The following is a 21,459-nucleotide window of genomic DNA, read 5'->3' on the forward strand; positions in this document are numbered from 1 at the left end:
CTGATAGCTTATAGAGCTTAGTGATTAAGTTGCGTATAATGCGCGGCATTGTTATTAAGCTCTGTGATTTATCACAGTTGACTGTAGTCCGACGAGGATACAGTGAATCATTAACAGAATATATTTGAGTTGAAATAATTTGTTCAAACTCGTTTCAAGTAGGCAACTACAAGAAATGAGTTCTAGCGAAATTAACTGAATCAAGCGTTTTGGTATATGAATCTAATTGAAGCTGTACGGTGCTTAAGTGCACGAAACTCTAACTGTGAGAAAGGCTAGTTTACTAGTTGATCTTGTTGTTAATCTTACTTGTAAGGATTAACGACTGTTTGGGGTTGTATAGTCAAGTAATTAAGTGCATGTGGTGGATGCCTTGGCAGTCAGAGGCGAAGAAAGACGTGATAGCCTGCGAAAAGCTCCGGGGAGGCGGCAAATATCCTGTGATCCGGAGATGTCTGAATGGGGAAACCCACCTGGTATAAGCCAGGTATCGTATGATGAATACATAGTCATACGAGGCGAACGGAGGGAAGTGAAACATCTCAGTACCTCTAGGAAAAGAAATCAATTGAGATTCCCTCAGTAGCGGCGAGCGAACGGGGAACAGCCCATTAAGTCATATCAGTTTTAGTGGAATGCTCTGGGAAGTGCAACCATAGTGGGTGATAGTCCTGTACACGAAAGGGCTGATATGATGATGTCGAGTAGGGCGAGGCACGTGAAACCTTGTCTGAATATGGGGGGACCATCCTCCAAGGCTAAATACTCCTGACTGACCGATAGTGAACCAGTACCGTGAGGGAAAGGCGAAAAGAACCCCTGTGAGGGGAGTGAAATAGATCCTGAAACCGCATGCATACAAGCAGTGGGAGCCGACTTGTTCGGTGACTGCGTACCTTTTGTATAATGGGTCAGCGACTTATATTCAGTAGCGAGGTTAACCGAATAGGGGAGCCGTAGGGAAACCGAGTCTTAATAGGGCGTTTAGTTGCTGGGTATAGACCCGAAACCGGGTGATCTATCCATGAGCAGGTTGAAGGTTAGGTAACACTGACTGGAGGACCGAACCCACTGTCGTTGAAAAGCCAGGGGATGACTTGTGGATAGGGGTGAAAGGCTAATCAAACTCGGTGATAGCTGGTTCTCCCCGAAAGCTATTTAGGTAGCGCCTCGGACGAATACCATTGGGGGTAGAGCACTGTTTCGGCTAGGGGGTCATCCCGACTTACCAAACCGATGCAAACTCCGAATACCAATGAGTACTATCCGGGAGACAGACTGCGGGTGCTAACGTCCGTAGTCAAGAGGAAAACAATCCAGACCGCCAGCTAAGGCCCCTAAATTATAGTTAAGTGGGAAACGATGTGGGAAGGCATAGACAGCTAGGAGGTTGGCTTAGAAGCAGCCACCCTTTAAAGAAAGCGTAATAGCTCACTAGTCGAGTCGGCCTGCGCGGAAGATGTAACGGGGCTAAAACTATATGCCGAAGCTGCGGATTTGCAATTTATTGCAAGTGGTAGGGGAGCGTTCTGTAAGCCGATGAAGGTGGATTGAGAAGTCTGCTGGAGGTATCAGAAGTGCGAATGCTGACGTGAGTAACGACAAAGCGGGTGAAAAACCCGCTCGCTGAAAGACCAAGGGTTCCAGTCCAACGTTAATCGGGGCTGGGTGAGTCGACCCCTAAGGCGAGGCCGAGAGGCGTAGTCGATGGGAAATTGGTTAATATTCCAATACTTCTGTTTAATGCGATGAGAGGACGGAGAAGGTTAAGTCAGCCTGGCGTTGGTTGTCCAGGTGGAAGGTTGTAGGCATGTATCTTAGGCAAATCCGGGGTACTCTATGCTGAGAACTGATAGCAAGCTGTACTTGTACAGTGAAGTGGCTGATACCATACTTCCAGGAAAAGTCTCTAAGCTTCAGTTAAACAGGAATCGTACCCGAAACCGACACAGGTGGTCAGGTCGAGTAGACCAAAGCGCTTGAGAGAACTCTGCTGAAGGAACTAGGCAAAATGGTACCGTAACTTCGGGAGAAGGTACGCTGCCGGCGGTGATAGGACTTGCTCCTTGAGCTGTTGGCAGCCTCAGAAACCAGGCCCCTGCAACTGTTTATTAAAAACATAGCACTCTGCAAACACGAAAGTGGACGTATAGGGTGTGATGCCTGCCCGGTGCTGGAAGGTTAATTGATGGGGTTAGCGTAAGCGAAGCTCTTGATCGAAGCCCCAGTAAACGGCGGCCGTAACTATAACGGTCCTAAGGTAGCGAAATTCCTTGTCGGGTAAGTTCCGACCTGCACGAATGGCATAATGATGGGGGCGCTGTCTCCAGCAGAGGCTCAGTGAAATCGAAATCGCCGTGAAGATGCGGTGTACCCGCGGCTAGACGGAAAGACCCCGTGAACCTTTACTGCAGCTTGACATTGAACTTTGATCTTACTTGTGTAGGATAGGTGGGAGGCTTTGAAGTGGCGACGCTAGTTGCCATGGAGCCGTCCTTGAAATACCACCCTGGTAATATTGAGGTTCTAACTCTGTCCCGTTATCCGGGACGAGGACCATGTCTGGTGGGTAGTTTGACTGGGGCGGTCTCCTCCTAAAGAGTAACGGAGGAGTACGAAGGTGCGCTCAGCGTGGTCGGAAATCACGCGTAGAGTATAAAGGCAAAAGCGCGCTTAACTGCGAGACCCACAAGTCGAGCAGGTACGAAAGTAGGTCTTAGTGATCCGGTGGTTCTGTATGGAAGGGCCATCGCTCAACGGATAAAAGGTACTCTGGGGATAACAGGCTGATACCGCCCAAGAGTTCATATCGACGGCGGTGTTTGGCACCTCGATGTCGGCTCATCTCATCCTGGGGCTGAAGCAGGTCCCAAGGGTATGGCTGTTCGCCATTTAAAGAGGTACGCGAGCTGGGTTTAGAACGTCGTGAGACAGTTCGGTCCCTATCTACCGTGGGCGCTGGAAATTTGAGAGGATCTGCTCCTAGTACGAGAGGACCAGAGTGGACGAACCTCTGGTGTACCGGTTGTGACGCCAGTCGCATCGCCGGGTAGCTATGTTCGGAAGGGATAACCGCTGAAAGCATCTAAGCGGGAAGCCTACCTCAAGATAAGATTTCCCTGTGACTTTATGTCACCTAAAGAGCCGTTGAAGACTACGACGTTGATAGGTTGGATGTGGAAGTGTAGCGATACATGAAGCTGACCAATACTAATTGCTCGTGAGGCTTGACTATACAACACCCAAACAGTTGTTGTGTAACGCTCAATTGATTCGATATTAAGCAAAACAGCTTGATTTAGTGAACGCTAATGATCAAACTACTGCAACTCAGATATTTCTATTAATGAACGATGTTCAAAACACTGTTTTGAACGAGTGCAAGATTTGACCAAGCAACGGCAAGCAAAGCAGCAATGCAAAGCGAATAAGACCAAACGCAAAGTCATACCAGTTGTGCTGGCGACCATAGCAAGAGTGAACCACCTGATCCCTTCCCGAACTCAGAAGTGAAACCTCTTAGCGCTGATGGTAGTGTGGGATTACCCATGTGAGAGTAAGTCATCGCCAGCTCATTATTCTAAACACCCTCTGTCATTTGACAGGGGGTGTTTTTTTATGGGAAGGATTTAGTCAAATAAATGTTATTTATGTGCCCTTTCGACTGAAATATCACATAAAAATAAACTTGAGAGGCGTATACTGAACCGGTCTAAGGAGCGGATATGTCCTCAAATTCATCTTCAAGCCATATTGAATATGGTTCGTCTGCCTTTAAAGCGGTTTTGTTTTCCTTGTTTCTGGCTGGATTTGCGATTTTTTCATCGTTATATTGCGTACAGCCGATGATGCCGATTCTGGCAGACTATTTTCATATCTCCCCTACGCAAAGCAGTTTTCCACTTTCATTTTCTACCATTGCATTAGCTGTTGGCCTGATTTTTACTGGACTCATTTCTGACCGTTTTGGCCGTAAGCCGATTATGGTTTGGTCTTTATTTTCGGTTGCACTATTGTTGTTGCTGAGTGCTGTATTGCCAGTCTGGTCAGTGTTTCTGGCGACCCGGGTATTAATAGGCTTAACCGTAAGTGGCGTGGCCGCAGTGGCGATGACCTATATTGGGGAAGAAGTTGCCGCGAAAGATGTTGGTTTTGCCATGGGACTCTATATTTCTGGAACTGCGATTGGCGGTATGAGTGGCCGTTTGATTGCAGGAGTATTGGTGGATTTTATTTCCTGGCAGTCAGCGACTTTAATCATTGGACTAATTAATCTCTGTATTGCGACAACCTTCTATTTCTTATTGCCTAAATCCAGGAACTTTCAAGCTTATCCTATTAAGTTGAGCCGTTTCCTTACCGCATTTCAGCATAATCTGAGTGATCCCAAACTACGAATCTTATTCTTGCAAGGTTTCATTCTGATGGGCTGTTTTGTTTCAGTCTTTAATTACCTCAGCTATCGCCTGATTCAGGCACCTTTTGAGCTGTCGCATGTCTGGATTGGGGTAATTTCGGTCACCTATCTGGCAGGAATCTATAGCTCACCTCGTGCTGCGCGCTGGAGCCAGAAGTCTGGACGTTTCCAGGTATTGGTAACCATGCTTGTCAGCATGTTACTAGGATTAGGGTTGATGTTAGTTAACAGTTTGCTATTGGTCTTTATTGGATTGCTCATTTTTACCTTTGCATTTTTTGCTGCACATTCGATAGCCAGCAGCTGGGTATCTGTACAATCTTTACAATATCGTGCTGTAGGATCATCACTCTATTTATTCTGCTACTATCTTGGATCCAGTGTCCTTGGCAGCTCGAGTGGTTTGGTCTGGGAAAATACAGGATGGTTCGGCCTCAGTGTGTTCATCGGTATTATTTTGGTAATTGGTTTATTGGTAGCTCAAAAGTTAAAATTTCAAATAAGCAGGCTAGAAACAGAATAAGCATATATTCCTGATTAAGGTCTTAAAGCCAGTATTGTATAAATTATAATCAAGCAACCTCAGCCGAATTCATGCTAAAATGCTCGGCTTTCATCTTTGATCTATTTTTTGATCTTCCATCTGCCAGCCGAGAATTGCTAGCCATGTCTACTGCTTATACCATGCAGACAGCGCCTACAGCGTTGTTTGATTACGACAAATATTGGGCGTCATGTTTTGAACCTGCGCCATTTTTGCCGATGTCACGCGAGGAGATGGATCAACTCGGCTGGGACAGTTGTGACTTTATTTTAGTCTGTGGCGATGCCTATATTGATCATCCTTCATTCTGTTCAGGCATTATTGGCCGTACCCTAGAAGCGCAAGGTTTCCGTGTCGGGATTATTGCGCAGCCAGACTGGACCAATGTTGAAGCCTTCCGTGTATTGGGTAAACCAAACATTGCATGGGGTGTGACAGCAGGTAACATGGACTCGATGATCAACCGTTATACGGCAGATCGCAAGATTCGTTCAGATGATGCCTATTCACCAGACAATCAGCCAAACAAACGCCCAGACCGGGCGGCAACCGTATATTGCCAGCGTGTGCGTGAAGCTTATCCAGATGTACCTGTATTGTTAGGTGGTATTGAAGCATCATTACGTCGTATTGCGCATTATGATTATTGGTCAGATAAAGTGCGTCGTTCAGTATTGATGGACTCTAAAGCCGATCTTTTGATGTACGGTAATGGTGAGCGTTCCATCACTGAAATCATGCATCGTTTGGCGCGTGGTGAAAAAATCCAAGATATTACCGATGTTCGTGGTACAGCGTTTATTGTCAATAAACACAACCGCCCATCGAAAGCCAAATTTGTTGAAATTGCCTCCAATGATGTCGATGCAATTGGCCGTGTTGATCCAATTATTAACCCTTATGTCATGACTGAAGATATTGAAGGTTGTGAGATTGAACAAGGGAAGGACTCGAGCCAGTACCAGGGTTTCCAAAAAGAACATGTCGCTAATCCGATTGTACGTGAAGGCGACAATTTGGACGAAAATACACAGATCGTGCAGTTACAACCGGCGTCGAAAGCGATTAAACATAAATTACCACCGCGTGAATTGGCTGTGATTCGTTTGCCTGCTTTTGAAGAAGTGGTGAATGATCCGGTGCTCTATGCACATGCCAACCGTATTTTGCATCTGGAAACCAATCCAGGGAATGCCCGTGCCTTAGTCCAGAAGCATGGTGAACGTGACGTATGGTTAAATCCACCGCCAATTCCGTTGACTACGGAAGAGATGGACTACGTGTTTGACCTGCCTTATGCACGTCTACCACATCCATCATACGGTAATGCACGTTTCCCAGCCTTTGACATGATCAAGTTCTCTGTGAACATCATGCGTGGCTGTTTCGGTGGTTGTACCTTCTGTTCGATTACGGAACATGAAGGTCGTATTATTCAGAACCGTTCGGAAGAATCGATTCTGCGTGAAGTGGAAAAAATTCGTGATACTGCACCAGGCTTTACTGGCATCATTTCGGATTTGGGTGGCCCAACAGCCAACATGTACCGTTTGGCCTGTAAAGATCCTGAGATCGAAAAGAACTGTCGTAAGCCTTCGTGTGTGTTCCCGGGAGTATGTCAAAACTTACATACCGACCATGCGCCACTGACGCAGTTATACCGTAAAGCACGTGCATTACCAGGTATTAAAAAGATTCTGATCGGTTCAGGTTTACGTTATGACCTTGCGGTTTTAAACCCTGAATATGTGAAAGAACTCGTGACGCATCATGTCGGTGGTTACCTCAAGATTGCGCCTGAGCATACTGAGAAAGGCCCACTGAATAAAATGATGAAGCCGGGCATCGGTACCTATGACCGTTTCAAGCAAATGTTTGATCGTTATAGTAAGGAAGCAGGCAAGGAACAGTATTTAATTCCTTACTTCATTGCAGCGCATCCAGGCACCACGGATTATGACATGATGAACCTGGCGATCTGGCTGAAGAAGAATGGTTTCCGTGCTGATCAGGTACAGACCTTCTATCCGTCACCAATGGCGACTGCAACCACCATGTACTACACCGGTAAAAACCCATTGGCGAAAGTGGCGCGTTACACCGAAGATGTCGACATTGTGAAAGGTGAAAAGCGTCGTCGCTTGCATAAAGCGTTCTTGCGTTACCATGATCCAAACAACTGGCCATTACTGCGTGATGCCTTACGTGAAATGGGCCGTCAGGACCTGATTGGTAATTCGAAACAGCATCTGATTCCGACCTATCAGCCTGCAGGTGTGGATGGTCAGTATCAGTCAGCACGTAAGAAGAACTCGACTGTTGCAGGCGATTCACAGAAACGTACCGGGCAGACAGGCAATCGTGGACAAGGTCAAAGCCAAGGACAGAACAATCGTCCGAAGAAAGGGCAGATCTTGACCCAGCATACCGGTTTACCACCACGTGAAACTGGTGATGCGAAAAAGCCTTTTGGCGGTTCTAAAGCTAAAGGCAAAACCAAACCAAAAAGTCGTGCCTAAATCATTTAAAAAAGACACTTCGGTGTCTTTTTTATTTTTCTACTGATTTTTTATTAAAAGAAGTCAAATCTTAATTAAACAATAATTAAACTAAGATATTCATTAGAAAAAACTGTTTAAAAATTACACTTTATCGGAATTGTAAGACAAAAAGAGGAAAATATTCTTGCTTAAATTTGAGTGGCTGATTTAGAGTGAGAGTGAGTAAGGAACACATTACATTTCCAGTACACGAAATTTTTTAATCTCCCGAAATGTAATGCCCTTATATAAGTTTTGATACCGGATGTTGCAGTATCTAAGCAAATTGGTTGTACCGTGATTTTCGGATGAAAATCGATCTATACTGACAACAATAAAACAAAAACGATTATAAGAATGCAAAAAGGACTAACGCATGGCTACCTATATCATAATTGGCAGTTTTCTGCTCTTGTGCACCATCCTGATGGCATATAAGAGAGTACGGAACAGCGGCAAACAGCAAGATAGTGTGTTGAAGCAGCGCGCCATTTTTAACCTGAATCAACAGTTGACTTACACCCGTCTAAAGGAAATTCTGCCAGAGAACATTATTTTGGCCCATGTCTCCTATGATGCGCTGTTGACCACCAAATTTTTTCGTACCCGTAACAAATATCGCAATCTGGTCGCGGACTTTGTGGTTCTAGATCAGGATCATCTGGTTGTTGCCATCGTGGCCGTGGACGATGCGATGATTTTAAAACGCCCACAACAATCCCAGTATCAGGATGCCTTGCTGACTATGGCAGGCTATCGGGTAATCCGTTATGAAGATATTCCGGAATATTATCAGCTGCGCCGTGACTTCCTGAATGAACAGGGTGAGGAGGACAGTTTAGTCAACCCGAATAACCTGACTGCACTAAAGAAGTTTCCACTGTACTCCGCTCTGGGTCGGCCTAAAGTAAAGACAGTGAGTTAATACAGCTGGCACAAATAAAAAAAGCATGCAGATCGCATGCTTTTTTATTGGAAGACAAGTTTTATCGGGATTATTCCGGTTTTACTGCGACGACGGTCAGTTCGACCAATACCCGTGGATCATACAACTTGGCTTCTACACAGGTACGCGGCAGGGCCTGAATATCAGCTACCCATGCGTCCCACACTTCATTAAAAGCTGCATAGTCACGCTCAATATCTTTGAGATAAATAGTGACTGACATGATGTGGCTCTTATCTGTTCCCGCATCTGTGAGGAACTGATTAATAATGTCCAAAGTTTGCTGTGTCTGACCTTTAATATCCAGATCAAAATCACTGGCCAGTTGACCTGCCAAATGAACGAGATTGCCTGAAATCGCGATTTCAGAGAAGCGTTGAGACACATGCAAACGTTGAACAGTCATGAGTTTAATCCTAGGTTTTTGGCATCAGGGCAGCAACTAATGCAGTCAGTAGACAGCCCACAGCAAGATAGATAGCTACATAATGCCATGAACCATCACCCCAAATCACTAAGGAAGCCGCAATCATTGGGGTAAAACCACCACCAATAATACTCGCCACCTGATAACCCACACCGGCGCCACTATAACGATACTCGGTACCAAACAGTGAGGTAAAGATGGGTTGATGCACACTGACTACCATGTCATGCGCGATATTGGCCAGTAGAATTGAGCCAACAATAATCATCCAGGTATTTTGAGCATCCAGCGCCATAAAGAACGGGAAAGCCGACAAGGCACCGATTAAACCGCCCCAAACACACATAGTTTTATGGTTAATTTTGTCTGAGATCCAGGCAAAGAACGGAATACTGATACAACTAATCGCACCGACCATCAGGGTGATATTCAGGAAAAATTGCTTGTCCATGCCCAGATTATTGGTGGAATAATTCAGTGCAAAATTGGTCACCAGATACATGGTGAGCAGCTCGGTCATACGCAGGGCAATAATGTACAGGAATGCTTTAGGATGCTTGCTGATCGCCTGAAAAATTGGCAGTTTGGTTGGATGTTGCTTGGCTTTAACCACTTTTTCGACAAATTCTTGTGACTCCTCCTGATCACGCCGAATCCACATGGCAATGCCGATCAGCACAATACTGGCAATAAATGGAATACGCCATGCCCAGTCCGAAAATGCCTCTTCACCTAGAGTCGCAATGATTAGTGATACAGCACCCGTAGCGAGAACTAAACCGACGCCATAACCAACCTGAACGCCACTACTGTAAAAGGCTTTTTTGCCTTTCGGCGCATTTTCCACCGCCATCAGGGCAGCGCCACCCCATTCACCACCGACGGCAAAACCTTGAATGGCACGTAAGGTCACCAGCAGTACAGGCGCCCACCAGCCAATGGCTTCGAAATTCGGCAACAGGCCAATCCCGACAGTAGAAATCCCCATGAGGATGACAGTGAGTACCAGCATTTTTTTACGGCCGAGTTTGTCACCGAAGTGACCAAACACTACACCACCGAGTGGACGGAACAGAAAGCCGACACCAAAGGTTGCCAAGGCGGCTAATGTGCCCATATTGTTGCCAATACTTGGGAAAAATTGATCTTTAAAAATCAGGGCTGCGACAATGCCGTAAAGAAGAAAATCGTACCAGTCGACAACAGCACCAATAAAACTGGAAAGCGCTGCTTTTCGCGCGCGTTGTTCTTGAAAAGAAATTGAATTTGCAGAAGACATGCAGGATAGGATTCCATGGGGAGAACAGAGTTGCCCTGTAATATTCGGATTTGATCGTCACGCCAATCACAGGACAGCATGCTGAAAGTAAAGGTGATTTTCAGCATCTCAGCATATACATGGATAATGCATTGCGCGGATAGATTACTCTAAAAACATACAATGGTAAAAATAAAGTTGTTGGCTTTTTAAACTAGTGACTACTTCTTGCTCAGTTTACTTTAAAGCAGGGACAGTTGTGCTTCTTGCTGGCGAGGTGACAGCTGATACACTCCAACACCAATCAGGCGAAATTGCAGGGCTGGATCCAGATGCATATCCTGCAGCAAGAACTGTAACGCCTGATGTAGCTCTAGCGGATTTTTAAGCACGGAACGGAAGCTGCGGCTATGTTGCATGATCTGGAAATTTTTTAGCCTGAGTTTCACGGTAATGCCACGTGCAGTCAGCTGTTTCTTTTCCAGACTGTTCCAGACCTGCTGAATCAGTTGATCCCAGTAAGGACTGCACTGGCTAAGTAGCAGGTCATCACCAAAGGTGGTTTCCTTGGAAATCTGCTGGCGTTCACGTTCGGTTTCGACCGGGCGTTCATCGATGCCTTGCGCATAGAGATACAGCCGCTTGCCATATTTGCCAAAATGCTGAATCAGGACAGCTTCATCCATCTGTTGCAAATCACCCAGCGTTTCCAGATTGAGACTTTTCAATTTTTCTTGCGTAACCTTGCCGACCCCGGGGATTTTCTTAAGCGGTAAATCTTGGATAAAGGCCTGTACCTGTGAAGGCTTGATCACACAAATGCCATTCGGTTTATGCCAGTCTGAAGCCACTTTGGCCAGGAATTTATTTGGTGCAACCCCCGCAGAAGCAGTGAGTCTAGTCAGCTGGAAAATGTCTTCACGGATACGCATCGCGACTTCTGTCGCACTGGGGATTTGCAGCAGATTATTAGTCACATCCAGATAGGCTTCATCCAGTGACAGCGGCTCAATGACAGGTGTATATTTTTGAAAAATCTGATGGATCTGTGAGGAAACCTCACGGTATTTCTGAAAATCTGGTTCAATCACAATCAGCTGCGAACAACGTTTGCATGCCTGACTCATTGGCATGGCAGAATGCACACCAAATTCCCGGGCTGGATACGAGGCAGCCGCAACCACAGCCCGTGGATGATGCGAAGCGATCACCACAGGCAAATGTTTTAGTTCCGGACGTTCACGCAGTTCTACCGAGGCGTAGAAGGCGTCCATATCGATATGGATAATTTTACGCATATGCCATCTTAAAAGGCTTTAAGGCACTTGGGAAGATGCTGATTTCAAAAGATTATAGGGTTGACTATTACTCAGTAGCACAACCTGAATCTGTTGCGCTTCAGCCGCTTTGATCAGAATTCGCATACTCTCGGGAGCATTATCGGCAAAGCGTGGCAAAAATTGTAAGGGTTGATCTAGCGGCTGAAAGAAATCATCCCAGTGAATTGGAATGACAATCTTGGGTTTTACCGTTGCCAGCGTTTGTTGCAGATAAGATTTCTGATAATCCTCAGGCTGTCGCGACAGCTGGGCTATGCCAAAAATAAAATATCGGCCTGAACATCCTTGAGCTGTCCCGGAATAAACCCTGTGCTCGCTTTAACCAGAATTCGTTGTCTGTCATGTTCAATCAGATAGTCAAAACTGCCGCCTTCTTTAAATTCGGAAAACTTGGCAGGCAGTTTCAGTGGTGCTGTAATTTCTTCACCGAGATCATCATTTACGGGTGTTGGAGGCGTATGTGCGGAAGCAAGTGGAGTGACTTTAAACTGTCCCGATCGGAGCGATTACGCTGATACAGCACGCCGTAGCTGGGAGGCTTTTACCTCTGGATGACTGCGTGCAATATTCAGGCTGCTATTCGATCCGATGATCTGGGGTTGAGGTAACAGGGCAGCCAGTTCAGGAATATCCAGAGCATGATCATAATGGCTATGGGTCACTAAAATCGCCTGTGTCCGATCCAGCTGTTCCTCCTGAATAATCTTCTGAAGTAACCTAGAATCGCTGGAAACCTTAGAACTGAGAACATGCCAAAGACTGGGACGGCTAAAGAAGCCATCAATTAAAATCTGTTCCTGACCATTATCAAATAGCAGGGTAGACACCCCAAAGAAGCGGACATTTAAGCCTTCTGCGGATGTATTGGATTTGGCTTGCCACGCGTCAAAGTCACGCAGCTGACCTGAAGGTTGGCGTAAATAAGTGCCCATTCCCCCCAGTATGACTACCACTATCAGAATGGTAGTCACGATAATTTTTCCAAGCTTCACAGCTATTTATCCTTTTATTTTTGATTACATTGCAATTGTAGAATTATTTTACCGATTTTTGTGCAGGTGCAGTCTCAATACCATTCTGTTTTAAAAAATTTAGCCAGTCCTTTTCCGAACCATAAAACACATTCAGGTCTACAGCCGTTGCAATACCTTTGATCTGACCCTGACTGGTATGTTGCCAGAAATGCCATTTCGGATTATCTTTGAGCTCAGGCAGACCCTTGTATTCACGTATCCAGAGAGGGACATCAGTAAATTGTCCTGCCAGCACAATATTATAGAAAGCTTTCGAGGTATAGAACATCGGCTGCTTGCCGTAGTGCTGTTTGAGCAGATCATGCATGACCTGGATTTCTTTGAGTAACTGTTCCTTGGAATAGGTATTAATACAGTTACTGTCATATTCAAGATCGATTACCGGAGGTAAGGCATCCGCTTTATTCGGTACGCTTTCGATAAAGTTTTGCGCTTGAATCTTACCCTCCCGACAGAGGCGATAAAAATGATAGGCACCGACCAGCAAACCCTGTTCGCGAGCCTTAAGCCAGTTTTCCTGAAATTTGCTGTCCTTAAAGTCGCCGCCTTCGCTCGATTTCAGATAGACAAAGCGGTATTTATCTTTGGGGATCTGCTGCCAGTTAATCTCTTTTTGATGATGCGAAACATCAAAACCATGAATGTCATATTCGGAAGCGTTGGCAGGTAGCGGTTTCAGCAATAGCCACCAGATTGCACCGACCACAGCAAGCAGCAGAATGACACTCATGATTGCTGCCCAAAGAGGTGGATAATGCTTGTCTGGCTTTTTCATCACGTTCTTCAAAATCTGACTCTATCTAGCTTATACCGATTTATCTTGTATCGGGATGATGATCATACTGGCGTATCCTTGGGAATATGCCAGAAAATATAAGCGGCAATGATATTCAAACAGCCCAGACAGATCAGGGCGAGATGGAATGCATTATCCAGCTGCTCAGCGCCAAAGTAGGCACTAAACATATTCACCAGCGTACCTGCCAGTGCGACCCCAATACTCATCGATAGCATCATGATCATGGACAGAAAACTGTTGCCACTGCTGGCATCCTGCTGACTTAAGTCTTTTAGGGTTAAAGTATTCATGGAAACAAACTGCAGTGAGTTCAGGATACCAAAAATAAAAAAATGAATCGCACGTAGCCAGATCGGTGTATCCGCCGTAGTCAGGGCAAAGCTAGCAATACATAGCCCCACCAGCAAAGTATTTACCAGTAATACCTGGCGATAGCCAAAGTGCTGAATGATCTTGCGAATAATGGGTTTGGAAGCCAACGAACCCAAAACGGTTGGTATCATCAGTAAACCGGTAATAAAGGGTTCAAAACCAAACGCGATCTGCAACATCAGCGGTAACAGGAAAGGAATGGAGTTACCACCAAGACGGGCAAAGAAATTGCCCAGAATCCCAATAGAATAAATCCGGTTTTTAAACAGCTTGCTGCGGAACAGGGCATTGCTATGGGTATGTGAATGATAGGCATAGATCAGCGAAAACAGGAGCCCAGCTGCAACTAAGCTGAGACTCCACCACAATGGATATTGCGGATTGGCAAAGTTCTCAATGCCCAGACATAGCCCGACCATCGCCACCACCAGCATAACAAAACCGGCATAGTCAAACTTCGCCACATCCGGTTCAGTAACATTCGGCATGGCTTTGAAGGTAATCAGGGTGCCAAGCAGGCCAATCGGCAGGTTAATCAGAAATACCCATTGCCAGGACAGGTATTCGACCATCCAGCCACCTAGCGTCGGGCCAATCAGGGGACCAATCAGGCCGGCCAGACTCATCAGGCTCATTGCAGCCAGAAACTGGGTGCGTGGAATAATCTTCAGCATTGCCAGACGGCCGACTGGTAGCAGCAAAGCACCACCAATGCCTTGCAGAACCCGATAGAGCAGGAGTTCATTCAGGCTGTTTGAGACAGCACAACCTATTGATGCAAGCGTAAAAATAATGATGGCGCTAAAATAGGTATTACGTACACCAAAACGATCTGCCAGCCAGCCACTCAAGGGAATACAGACTGCAACCGAAAGCACATAAGCCACCACCACACTATGCATCCGCAACGGATCTTCCTGCAGGCTAAGCGCAATCGCTGGCAGGGCAGTATTAATAATTGTGGTATCCAGACCTTGCATGAAAAAGCCGATCGATACCAATAAGACCAGCAGTCTAAATTCGGGTTGCAGTGCTTGATGGGTGGGCGTGGCATTCATGTGATATTTAGAAAGTCATGTAATTTTGAATGTGGGCTCAGTTTAAATCAATTCCCCCCATCCGTTGTACTAAATCAGTGTCTTATTCTGGTATTCATGACATGAAATAGAACCATGAAAACTGATTAATATCAGTTGTCTAAGTAGGATTTTGCAGAAATAGCAACTGCTTGCTGAAAAGTAATAAATGTCTTGAAACTGGCTAGTGTTACAAGAATATATGACGTTTCTGTCATGAAACTGCAATAAAAACGTCATAATCTTGGCCACATCTTACAGTAATGCTGATCTCCCTCAGCAGGTATGTTTTATGTCTATCGAAATCTTGATGGTTATCGGCTTCTGTCTAGCAGCCTACTCCATTGTCGGCAATGATGTGCCTCAGACATTGGGAACCTTTATCTCATCAAATTCACATCGACCTTGGTGGCTGCTGTGGATTTATATCAGCGTCATCCTTGTGGTGGTTTTGGTCTATGGCTGGTATGCATCAGGGGTAGGAGATGCCTCTTATGGCCGTCTCGAAACGATTCCATTCCCTGAGGGTGGGATTACCTGGCTGTATATTGTACCGCCAATTCTACTCTTGTTATTAACCAAATATGGTATTCCAGTCAGTACTACATTCTTGGTGCTCACCATTTTCTCTCCAGCGAGCTTAGGTTCGATGATGGTGAAATCGATGATGGGTTATGCTGTAGCCTTCATCTCAGCTTTGGTGATTTACCGTTTTGTTGCCAACAAAATGACGGTGTACTTTAACCAAACCAAAGACCAAGAGCATTCGACCAAATGGATGATCTTACAATGGTTATCAACCGGTTTCTTGTGGAGCCAATGGTTGATCCAGGACTTAGCCAATATCTTTGTGTATGTGCCACGTCAGGTTCCATTTGAATTCCTGATGTTTGCGATTGCGGTATTCGTGGTCTTGCTGGGTGTGATTCTGTACCAACGTGGTGGTGCAATCCAGAAGATCGTCGATACCAAAACCGATGTAACCGATGTTCGTGCAGCAACCATTGTTGACTTTATCTATGCCATTATCTTGTTGATCTTCAAAGAGTGGAGCAACATCCCAATGAGTACCACATGGGTGTTCTTGGGTCTATTGGCCGGTCGTGAGTTTGCGATCTCGATGATCGTCAATGGTGTGAGCAAACACCGTACTTCACGGAACGTCAGCAAAGATGCAATGAAGTTAATGTTTGGTTTAGCAATGTCTGTGATTTTGGCGACGACACTACCTTGGTTCTATAACCTGGTGACTAACTTGGGTTCTTAAGAGTTAAAAAATAAAAAAGCGAGCTTCGGCTCGCTTTTTTATTTTTTAGATCAGCATTTAAATTGCAAACTGTTTTGGACTATCCAGATTTTTCAGGGCATTAAAGATATGTGCAGAATGTTCGCAGACAATTAGTTTGGCACGATGCTGGGGTGGCAGGAAGCCTTCATTCACGGCATGATCCAGCTGCGCAATGAGTGGATCATAAAAGTTATTCACGTTGTATAGCATCATTGGTTTCTGGTGCTGGTTCAACTGTCCCCAAGTCGCAATTTCCAGAATTTCCTCAAAGGTGCCTAGTCCACCTGGCAGAGCAACGAAGGCACAGGCACGTTCTGCCATTAACGCTTTGCGTTCATGCATAGACTGCACAATATGCAGTTCAGTCAGCTTGCTATGCGCGATTTCATAATCCAGCATAAACTCGGGAATCACACCTACTGCTTCACCGCCATGTTCAATCATGGCATCAGCGACCTGACCCATCAGGCCGATGCTGGCACCGCCGTAGACCAGACCAAAACCTTGCTGTGCCAGACTCTGTACAAGCTGAATAGCTTTTTCCTGATAAATAGGATTATTGCCAGCACGTGAACCACAATATAGGGCAACGAGCGGGCGGGTAGTGCGGGGAGATTTGTTTTTATGTTCAGTCATTTTAATTACGCTAGTCATGTCTCTCTTTCACCTTATCATTTTTTAATTTTGTTACTACAACATATATTAAAAATATGACAATTCTATGCATCATTCTTGCCAATCTTAAAGTCAAGAGTCAGTAAGCTTAAACCAAAGCATGAAAACTGGTAAATTTCATTTTGAACTTGCTATACTGAAAATCTGTCTTACTACAATAGAAATCACATGGGTAGTCGAAGTTGGCGTTTTAACCAGATAAAACGTCACCATATCAAGTGTTTAAATAAAATTGGACATAGTTCCGCGCTACGCAGCAGAATTGCATGTCTTTCCACTGATTTACAGGAGAGAATGCAATGATTTTCGAATGGATGTCAGATCCTTCTGCCTGGATTGGCCTGCTGACTCTGATTGTGCTGGAAATTGTTCTGGGCATCGATAACCTGGTTTTTATTGCAATTCTTGCTGAAAAACTGCCGCCAGAACAACGTAATACTGCCCGAATTGTAGGTTTGACCCTGGCCTTGGTCATGCGTCTGATCCTGCTGGCTTCTATTGCCTGGGTAGTCACGCTGACTGAACCGTTCTTCTATATTTTTGATCATCCATTTTCCGGGCGTGACCTGATTCTGCTGTTTGGTGGGGTATTCCTGTTATTTAAAGGTACCATGGAATTACATGAGCGCCTTGAAGCCAAGCCAGTGGTCAAAGAAGAAAATCCGGTGCATGCCGTGTTCTGGATGGTGATCGTTCAGATCGTGGTACTGGATGCCGTATTCTCACTCGACAGTGTGATTACTGCTGTGGGTATGGTCAAAGACCTGTCGGTAATGATGATTGCAGTGATTATCGCCGTCGGCATCATGCTGTGGGCTTCCAAGGCCTTGATGGATTTTGTGAATCGTCATCCTACTGTGGTCATTCTTTGTCTCGGCTTCCTGATGATGATCGGTTTCTCGCTGGTGGTTGAAGGTTTCGGCTTCCATATTCCAAAAGGCTACCTGTACGCAGCGATTGGTTTTTCGGTCATTGTCGAATTTATTAACCAGACCATGAAACGCAATCAGGAAAAAATGGTGACAACTACAGATCTGCGTTATCGCACTGCTTCAGCCGTGATGCGTATGCTCGGTGGTAAACCTGCTCAGGATAATGCTGCTTCTGAGCCGGTAGATGTACTGGCGACGCGTGCCTTTGCTGACGAAGTGTTTAATGATGATGAAAATGGCGTTTATCACAGTGTGATGGTGCAGGGCGTACTCGGCCTGTCTGAACGTCCGGTGAAGTCGGTGATGACCCCACGTCCTGAACTGGAATGGATTGATCTGGATGAAGATGAAGCTATCATTAAGGCCCATCTGTTGCAGATGAGTCATTCACGTCTGATCGTGGCACGTGGTGAGCTGGACAATATTGCTGGTGTAGTACTGACCCATAAAGTTTTAAACGAATATATCGAAACGGGTGTACTTGATTTCGAAAAACATCTACGTGAACCGGTAATTGTGCATGAAAATGCTCAGGTACTGATGGTGATGGACCAGTTGCGTCAGGCGCCGCTACAAATGGCGATTGTGCTGAACGAGTATGGTTCGATCGAAGGGATTGCAACACCGATTGATGTGCTTGAAGCCATTGCCGGTGAATTCCCGGATGAAGATGAAATGGAAACCGCAGCTGAAAGTCTGCATGACGGTAGTCTGTTGCTGGAAGGTTCAACCGACATTCGTCATGTATCCTTGCTGATTGGCCGTGATCTGGTGGATGAATCAGAAGAATATTCGACGCTGTCGGGTTATATTCTCTTTCACCTTGGCCGCTTGCCTGAAAATGGTGAGAAGTTCGAAGCCGATGGTCATATCTTCGAAGTCGTGACAATGGATGGCCATAAGATCGAAAAAGTCCATATTATTCCGCAAGAACAAAACAAGAATTGAGTTCTGCCTCAGGCATGCGCTGAATTTTGCTAAAATAGCCCGCATCGTCGGGCTATTTTTTGGAATTCATTTTTGGAACTTACCACTTCACAAGCATGTCCATGTGGATTGGGCATTTATGAAAGCTGTTGTCAGCCACTGCATCAAGGCAAGCGAACTGCGCAGACAGCCGAACAGTTGATGCGTTCACGTTATAGTGCCTTTGCCAAACAGGAAATTGGCTATATCCAGCAAACGACCGCATTGGGACAGCAAAGGTTTTTAGATATGCCTGCAATTGCCGAGTGGAGCAGGACCAATCAATGGCTGAAACTAGAAATCGTGCAAGCCAATGAAAAACTGGATAAATGTCATGCACTGGTCGAGTTCAAGGCACATTTTCATGATGGTACACAGGCACAAATTCATCATGAAGCATCTCATTTCGTCAAAGTAGAAGGCTGCTGGTATTTTCTCGACCCGACCACAGATCAACAATTTACAATGAAGCAAGCCTGTATTTGTGGTTCAGGGAAAAAATTTAAGCTATGTTGTGCGCAATTTTTGTAACTTTCACATAGATTTGCCTTAGAATAGCCGCCATCTCAAAGCCTCAGGTGGAAGCAGGGCGATGTTGTTGACCGTAATCTATATTATTGCCATTACCGCAGAAGCGATGACCGGTGCTTTATCCGCTGGACGGCGCAGCATGGACTGGTTTGGGGTCGTGATCATTGCCTGTGTCACGGCACTGGGAGGTGGCTCGGTTCGCGATGTGCTGCTTGGTCACTATCCACTGACCTGGGTCAAGCATCCTGAATATCTGGTGCTGACCTGCTGTGCGGCTTTTGTCACCATTTTGATCGCCAAATGGATGCGTCATTTACGTAACATCTTCCTGGTGCTGGATGCCTTGGGGCTCATCGGTTTTACCATTATCGGTTGCCAGATCGCATTAGAAATGGGGCATGGTTTTGTGGTCAGTGCCGTAGCTGGTGTCCTGACGGGTGTCTCCGGCGGTATTCTGCGTGACATTCTGTGTAATGATGTGCCGCTGGTGTTCCGTCGTGAACTGTATGCCAGTATTTCCTTCGTTGCGGTAATCTTCTACTGGCTGTGTAGCCACGCAGGTCTGTCGCTTGAGCTGACCATCATTTCTACCTTGATCTTCGGTTTTAGCTTGCGCCTGATCGCCATTTACTTTGGCCTGGAAATGCCGAAATTTATCTATAAAGATGATGATGAACAATCCGCATCATCTAAGGATGAATCATAAAACACGATTTTCAGATGAGCGAGGCAAAATAGCCTCGTTTCTGCATTCAATCGTAGTATAAAAATAGGATGAACACTTCTGCTTTCCCTGCAGTTTCTCCCAAATCACATATCAGAGATTTACTTATGGACCTAGTTTCCCGGATTCAGCGCTTACCTGTAGGCAGGTTTCACTATATGTTGCTGGTCGTGATTGGTTTAGGCTGGATGTTCGATGCCATGGACACCGGACTGATTTCCTTCATTCTGGCCAAAATGGCAGAAGACTGGCAGATGACCCCTGACCAGAAAAGCTGGGTAGTTTCAATCGGTTTTATCGGGATGGCAATTGGGGCAATCTGTTCTGGCGGTCTGGCAGACCGTTATGGCCGCAAAACCATATTCGCTTTAACGCTGGTGATCTATAGCCTGGCAACCGCGGCTTGTGCCTTTGCACCGAACCTGACCTGGCTACTGGTCTTCCGCTTTATTGTCGGCCTGGGGTTGGGTGGTCAGTTACCGGTTGCTGTAACGCTGGTCAGTGAATATATTCCGGCACAGGTACGTGGCCGTTTTATTGTTTTACTGGAAAGTTTCTGGGGATTGGGCTGGCTCTGTGCAGCCTTGATTTCTTATTTTGTGATTCCGAAATTTGACTGGCATACCGCCTTTTTAATCGGTGGTATTCCTGCACTGTATGCAATTGTGATCTGGAAATTCGTTCCGGAATCGATTCCCTTCCTGATCAACCGTGGCCGTATCGATGAAGCGCATGCCTTGGTGAAAAAGATTGAAGCCAAATGTGGGGTAGAGGTACTGGAAATCTTCCAGGTTCAACCTGTGGCCGAAAAACAGACGATTTCTTTTGCTCAGCTCTGGTCAGGCATATTTGCCCGCCGTACCTTAATGCTGTGGTTGATCTGGTTCGGCATCATCTTCTCTTACTATGGTATTTTCACCTGGTTGCCAAGTCTGTTAGTGAAGGAAGGCTATACCATTGTCCAGTCTTTTGAATATGTACTGATCATGATTCTGGCGCAGTTGCCAGGCTATCTGGTTGCAGCATGGCTGGTAGAAAAACTTGGACGTAAGGCAACACTGGCCGGCTTTATTGGCATGTGTGCTGTATCTGCCTATTTCTTTGGTCAGTCCGGCAGTGTTACCGAAATCGTGATCTGGGGTTGTCTGATGTCCTTCTTTAACCTCGGTGCTTGGGGTGTGCTCTATACCTATACGCCAGAACAGTACCCAACCAATATCCGTGCTTTTGGTTCGGGCTGGGCAGGGGCAATCGGCCGGATTGGTGGTATTGTTGCGCCATTTGCAGTGACCCATCTGATGGTCATGCCGAGCGGCTTCAGCTATGTCTTTACCATGTTTACCGTGGTTCTGATTGCTGTAGCTGTGGTGATCTTGGTACTGGGTGAAGAAACTAAAGGTCGGACTTTAGAATCCTTGAGTCAATAAAGGTAGTGATTTTTTAGTTGCTTAGGGCGTTTAAAGTGGATATTTTTACGCCATAAGACACGATTTGTCGCACTGTGTACTGTACTGCCCTTGTGCAGTCAGGCAGTGCGACTTAGCATAAGAAACATTGATACAAAAACGAAATTTTTAGGATTATAGGTTG

Annotated in this window: 14 protein-coding genes, 2 rRNA genes and 1 pseudogene; 10 read left to right on the forward strand and 7 right to left on the reverse strand. The window is 45.7% G+C overall.

Features of this window, described 5'->3' with window-relative positions; translation table 11 throughout:
- Positions 1 to 341: 341 nt before the first annotated feature.
- From ACS72_RS07190 to ACS72_RS07210, 5 genes are all read left to right on the forward strand, one after another.
- Positions 342 to 3,235: ribosomal RNA gene (locus ACS72_RS07190) — 23S ribosomal RNA — on the forward strand.
- Positions 3,236 to 3,458: 223 nt separating this feature from the next.
- Positions 3,459 to 3,573, forward strand: a 5S ribosomal RNA gene (gene rrf, locus ACS72_RS07195).
- A 152-nt stretch (positions 3,574 to 3,725) separates the two neighbouring features.
- The gene (locus ACS72_RS07200; RefSeq protein ID WP_048881712.1) at positions 3,726 to 4,940 is read left to right on the forward strand and encodes an MFS transporter; all 1,215 of its coding nucleotides are present in this window, start codon (positions 3,726 to 3,728) and stop codon (positions 4,938 to 4,940) included.
- A 143-nt stretch (positions 4,941 to 5,083) separates the two neighbouring features.
- Positions 5,084 to 7,480 (forward strand): YgiQ family radical SAM protein, encoded by a 2,397-nt coding sequence (locus tag ACS72_RS07205; protein WP_048881844.1) that lies wholly within the window; start codon positions 5,084 to 5,086, stop codon positions 7,478 to 7,480.
- A gap of 397 nt (positions 7,481 to 7,877) precedes the next feature.
- Entirely contained in the window at positions 7,878 to 8,426 is a 549-nt protein-coding gene (locus tag ACS72_RS07210) for a DUF2726 domain-containing protein (protein ID WP_048881713.1), read from the forward strand.
- Between the two features lie 70 nt (positions 8,427 to 8,496).
- Here the strand turns inward: ACS72_RS07210 and ACS72_RS07215 are convergent, their stop codons facing one another.
- From ACS72_RS07215 to mdtD, 6 genes and pseudogenes are all read right to left on the reverse strand, one after another.
- Entirely contained in the window at positions 8,497 to 8,853 is a 357-nt protein-coding gene (locus ACS72_RS07215; RefSeq protein WP_048881714.1) for a RidA family protein, read from the reverse strand.
- A 10-nt stretch (positions 8,854 to 8,863) separates the two neighbouring features.
- On the reverse strand, positions 8,864 to 10,153 hold the full coding sequence (gene shiA, locus ACS72_RS07220; protein WP_048881715.1) for a shikimate transporter: 1,290 nt from the start codon (positions 10,151 to 10,153) through the stop codon (positions 8,864 to 8,866).
- 221 nt (positions 10,154 to 10,374) lie between these two features.
- Positions 10,375 to 11,430: a DNA polymerase IV gene (gene dinB, locus ACS72_RS07225; RefSeq protein ID WP_048881716.1), complete on the reverse strand. Its 1,056-nt coding sequence runs from the start codon at positions 11,428 to 11,430 to the stop codon at positions 10,375 to 10,377.
- Between the two features lie 18 nt (positions 11,431 to 11,448).
- Positions 11,449 to 12,464 (reverse strand): annotated as a pseudogene (locus ACS72_RS07230) (MBL fold metallo-hydrolase).
- A gap of 43 nt (positions 12,465 to 12,507) precedes the next feature.
- The gene (locus tag ACS72_RS07235; protein WP_048881717.1) at positions 12,508 to 13,281 is read right to left on the reverse strand and encodes a GH25 family lysozyme; all 774 of its coding nucleotides are present in this window, start codon (positions 13,279 to 13,281) and stop codon (positions 12,508 to 12,510) included.
- Between the two features lie 62 nt (positions 13,282 to 13,343).
- Positions 13,344 to 14,735 carry a multidrug transporter subunit MdtD gene (gene mdtD, locus ACS72_RS07240; protein WP_048881718.1) on the reverse strand — a complete coding sequence of 464 codons (1,392 nt, stop codon included), beginning with the start codon at positions 14,733 to 14,735 and terminating at the stop codon, positions 13,344 to 13,346.
- A gap of 310 nt (positions 14,736 to 15,045) precedes the next feature.
- Between mdtD and ACS72_RS07245 the strand changes: the two genes are divergently transcribed.
- The gene (locus tag ACS72_RS07245; RefSeq protein ID WP_048881719.1) at positions 15,046 to 16,020 is read left to right on the forward strand and encodes a hypothetical protein; all 975 of its coding nucleotides are present in this window, start codon (positions 15,046 to 15,048) and stop codon (positions 16,018 to 16,020) included.
- A 57-nt stretch (positions 16,021 to 16,077) separates the two neighbouring features.
- Here ACS72_RS07245 and ACS72_RS07250 read toward each other — a convergent pair whose 3' ends face one another.
- Positions 16,078 to 16,695 (reverse strand): TIGR00730 family Rossman fold protein, encoded by a 618-nt coding sequence (locus tag ACS72_RS07250; protein WP_008305153.1) that lies wholly within the window; start codon positions 16,693 to 16,695, stop codon positions 16,078 to 16,080.
- Positions 16,696 to 17,015: 320 nt separating this feature from the next.
- Here ACS72_RS07250 and ACS72_RS07255 point away from each other — a divergent pair, with 320 nt between their 5' ends.
- The 4 genes from ACS72_RS07255 (at position 17,016) to ACS72_RS07270 (ending at position 21,296) form a co-directional block, all read left to right on the forward strand.
- Positions 17,016 to 18,596 carry a TerC family protein gene (locus tag ACS72_RS07255; RefSeq protein ID WP_004810201.1) on the forward strand — a complete coding sequence of 527 codons (1,581 nt, stop codon included), beginning with the start codon at positions 17,016 to 17,018 and terminating at the stop codon, positions 18,594 to 18,596.
- Positions 18,597 to 18,668: 72 nt separating this feature from the next.
- Positions 18,669 to 19,145 (forward strand): YchJ family protein, encoded by a 477-nt coding sequence (locus ACS72_RS07260; protein ID WP_048881720.1) that lies wholly within the window; start codon positions 18,669 to 18,671, stop codon positions 19,143 to 19,145.
- Positions 19,146 to 19,206: 61 nt separating this feature from the next.
- Complete coding sequence (locus ACS72_RS07265) at positions 19,207 to 19,851, forward strand: trimeric intracellular cation channel family protein (RefSeq protein WP_008305156.1); 645 nt, start codon at positions 19,207 to 19,209, stop codon at positions 19,849 to 19,851.
- Between the two features lie 125 nt (positions 19,852 to 19,976).
- The gene (locus tag ACS72_RS07270) at positions 19,977 to 21,296 is read left to right on the forward strand and encodes an MFS transporter (RefSeq protein ID WP_034592555.1); all 1,320 of its coding nucleotides are present in this window, start codon (positions 19,977 to 19,979) and stop codon (positions 21,294 to 21,296) included.
- Positions 21,297 to 21,459: the final 163 nt, after the last annotated feature.

This window comes from Acinetobacter sp. VT 511 (assembly GCF_001077515.1).
Classification (GTDB): Bacteria; Pseudomonadota; Gammaproteobacteria; order Pseudomonadales; family Moraxellaceae; genus Acinetobacter; species Acinetobacter schindleri.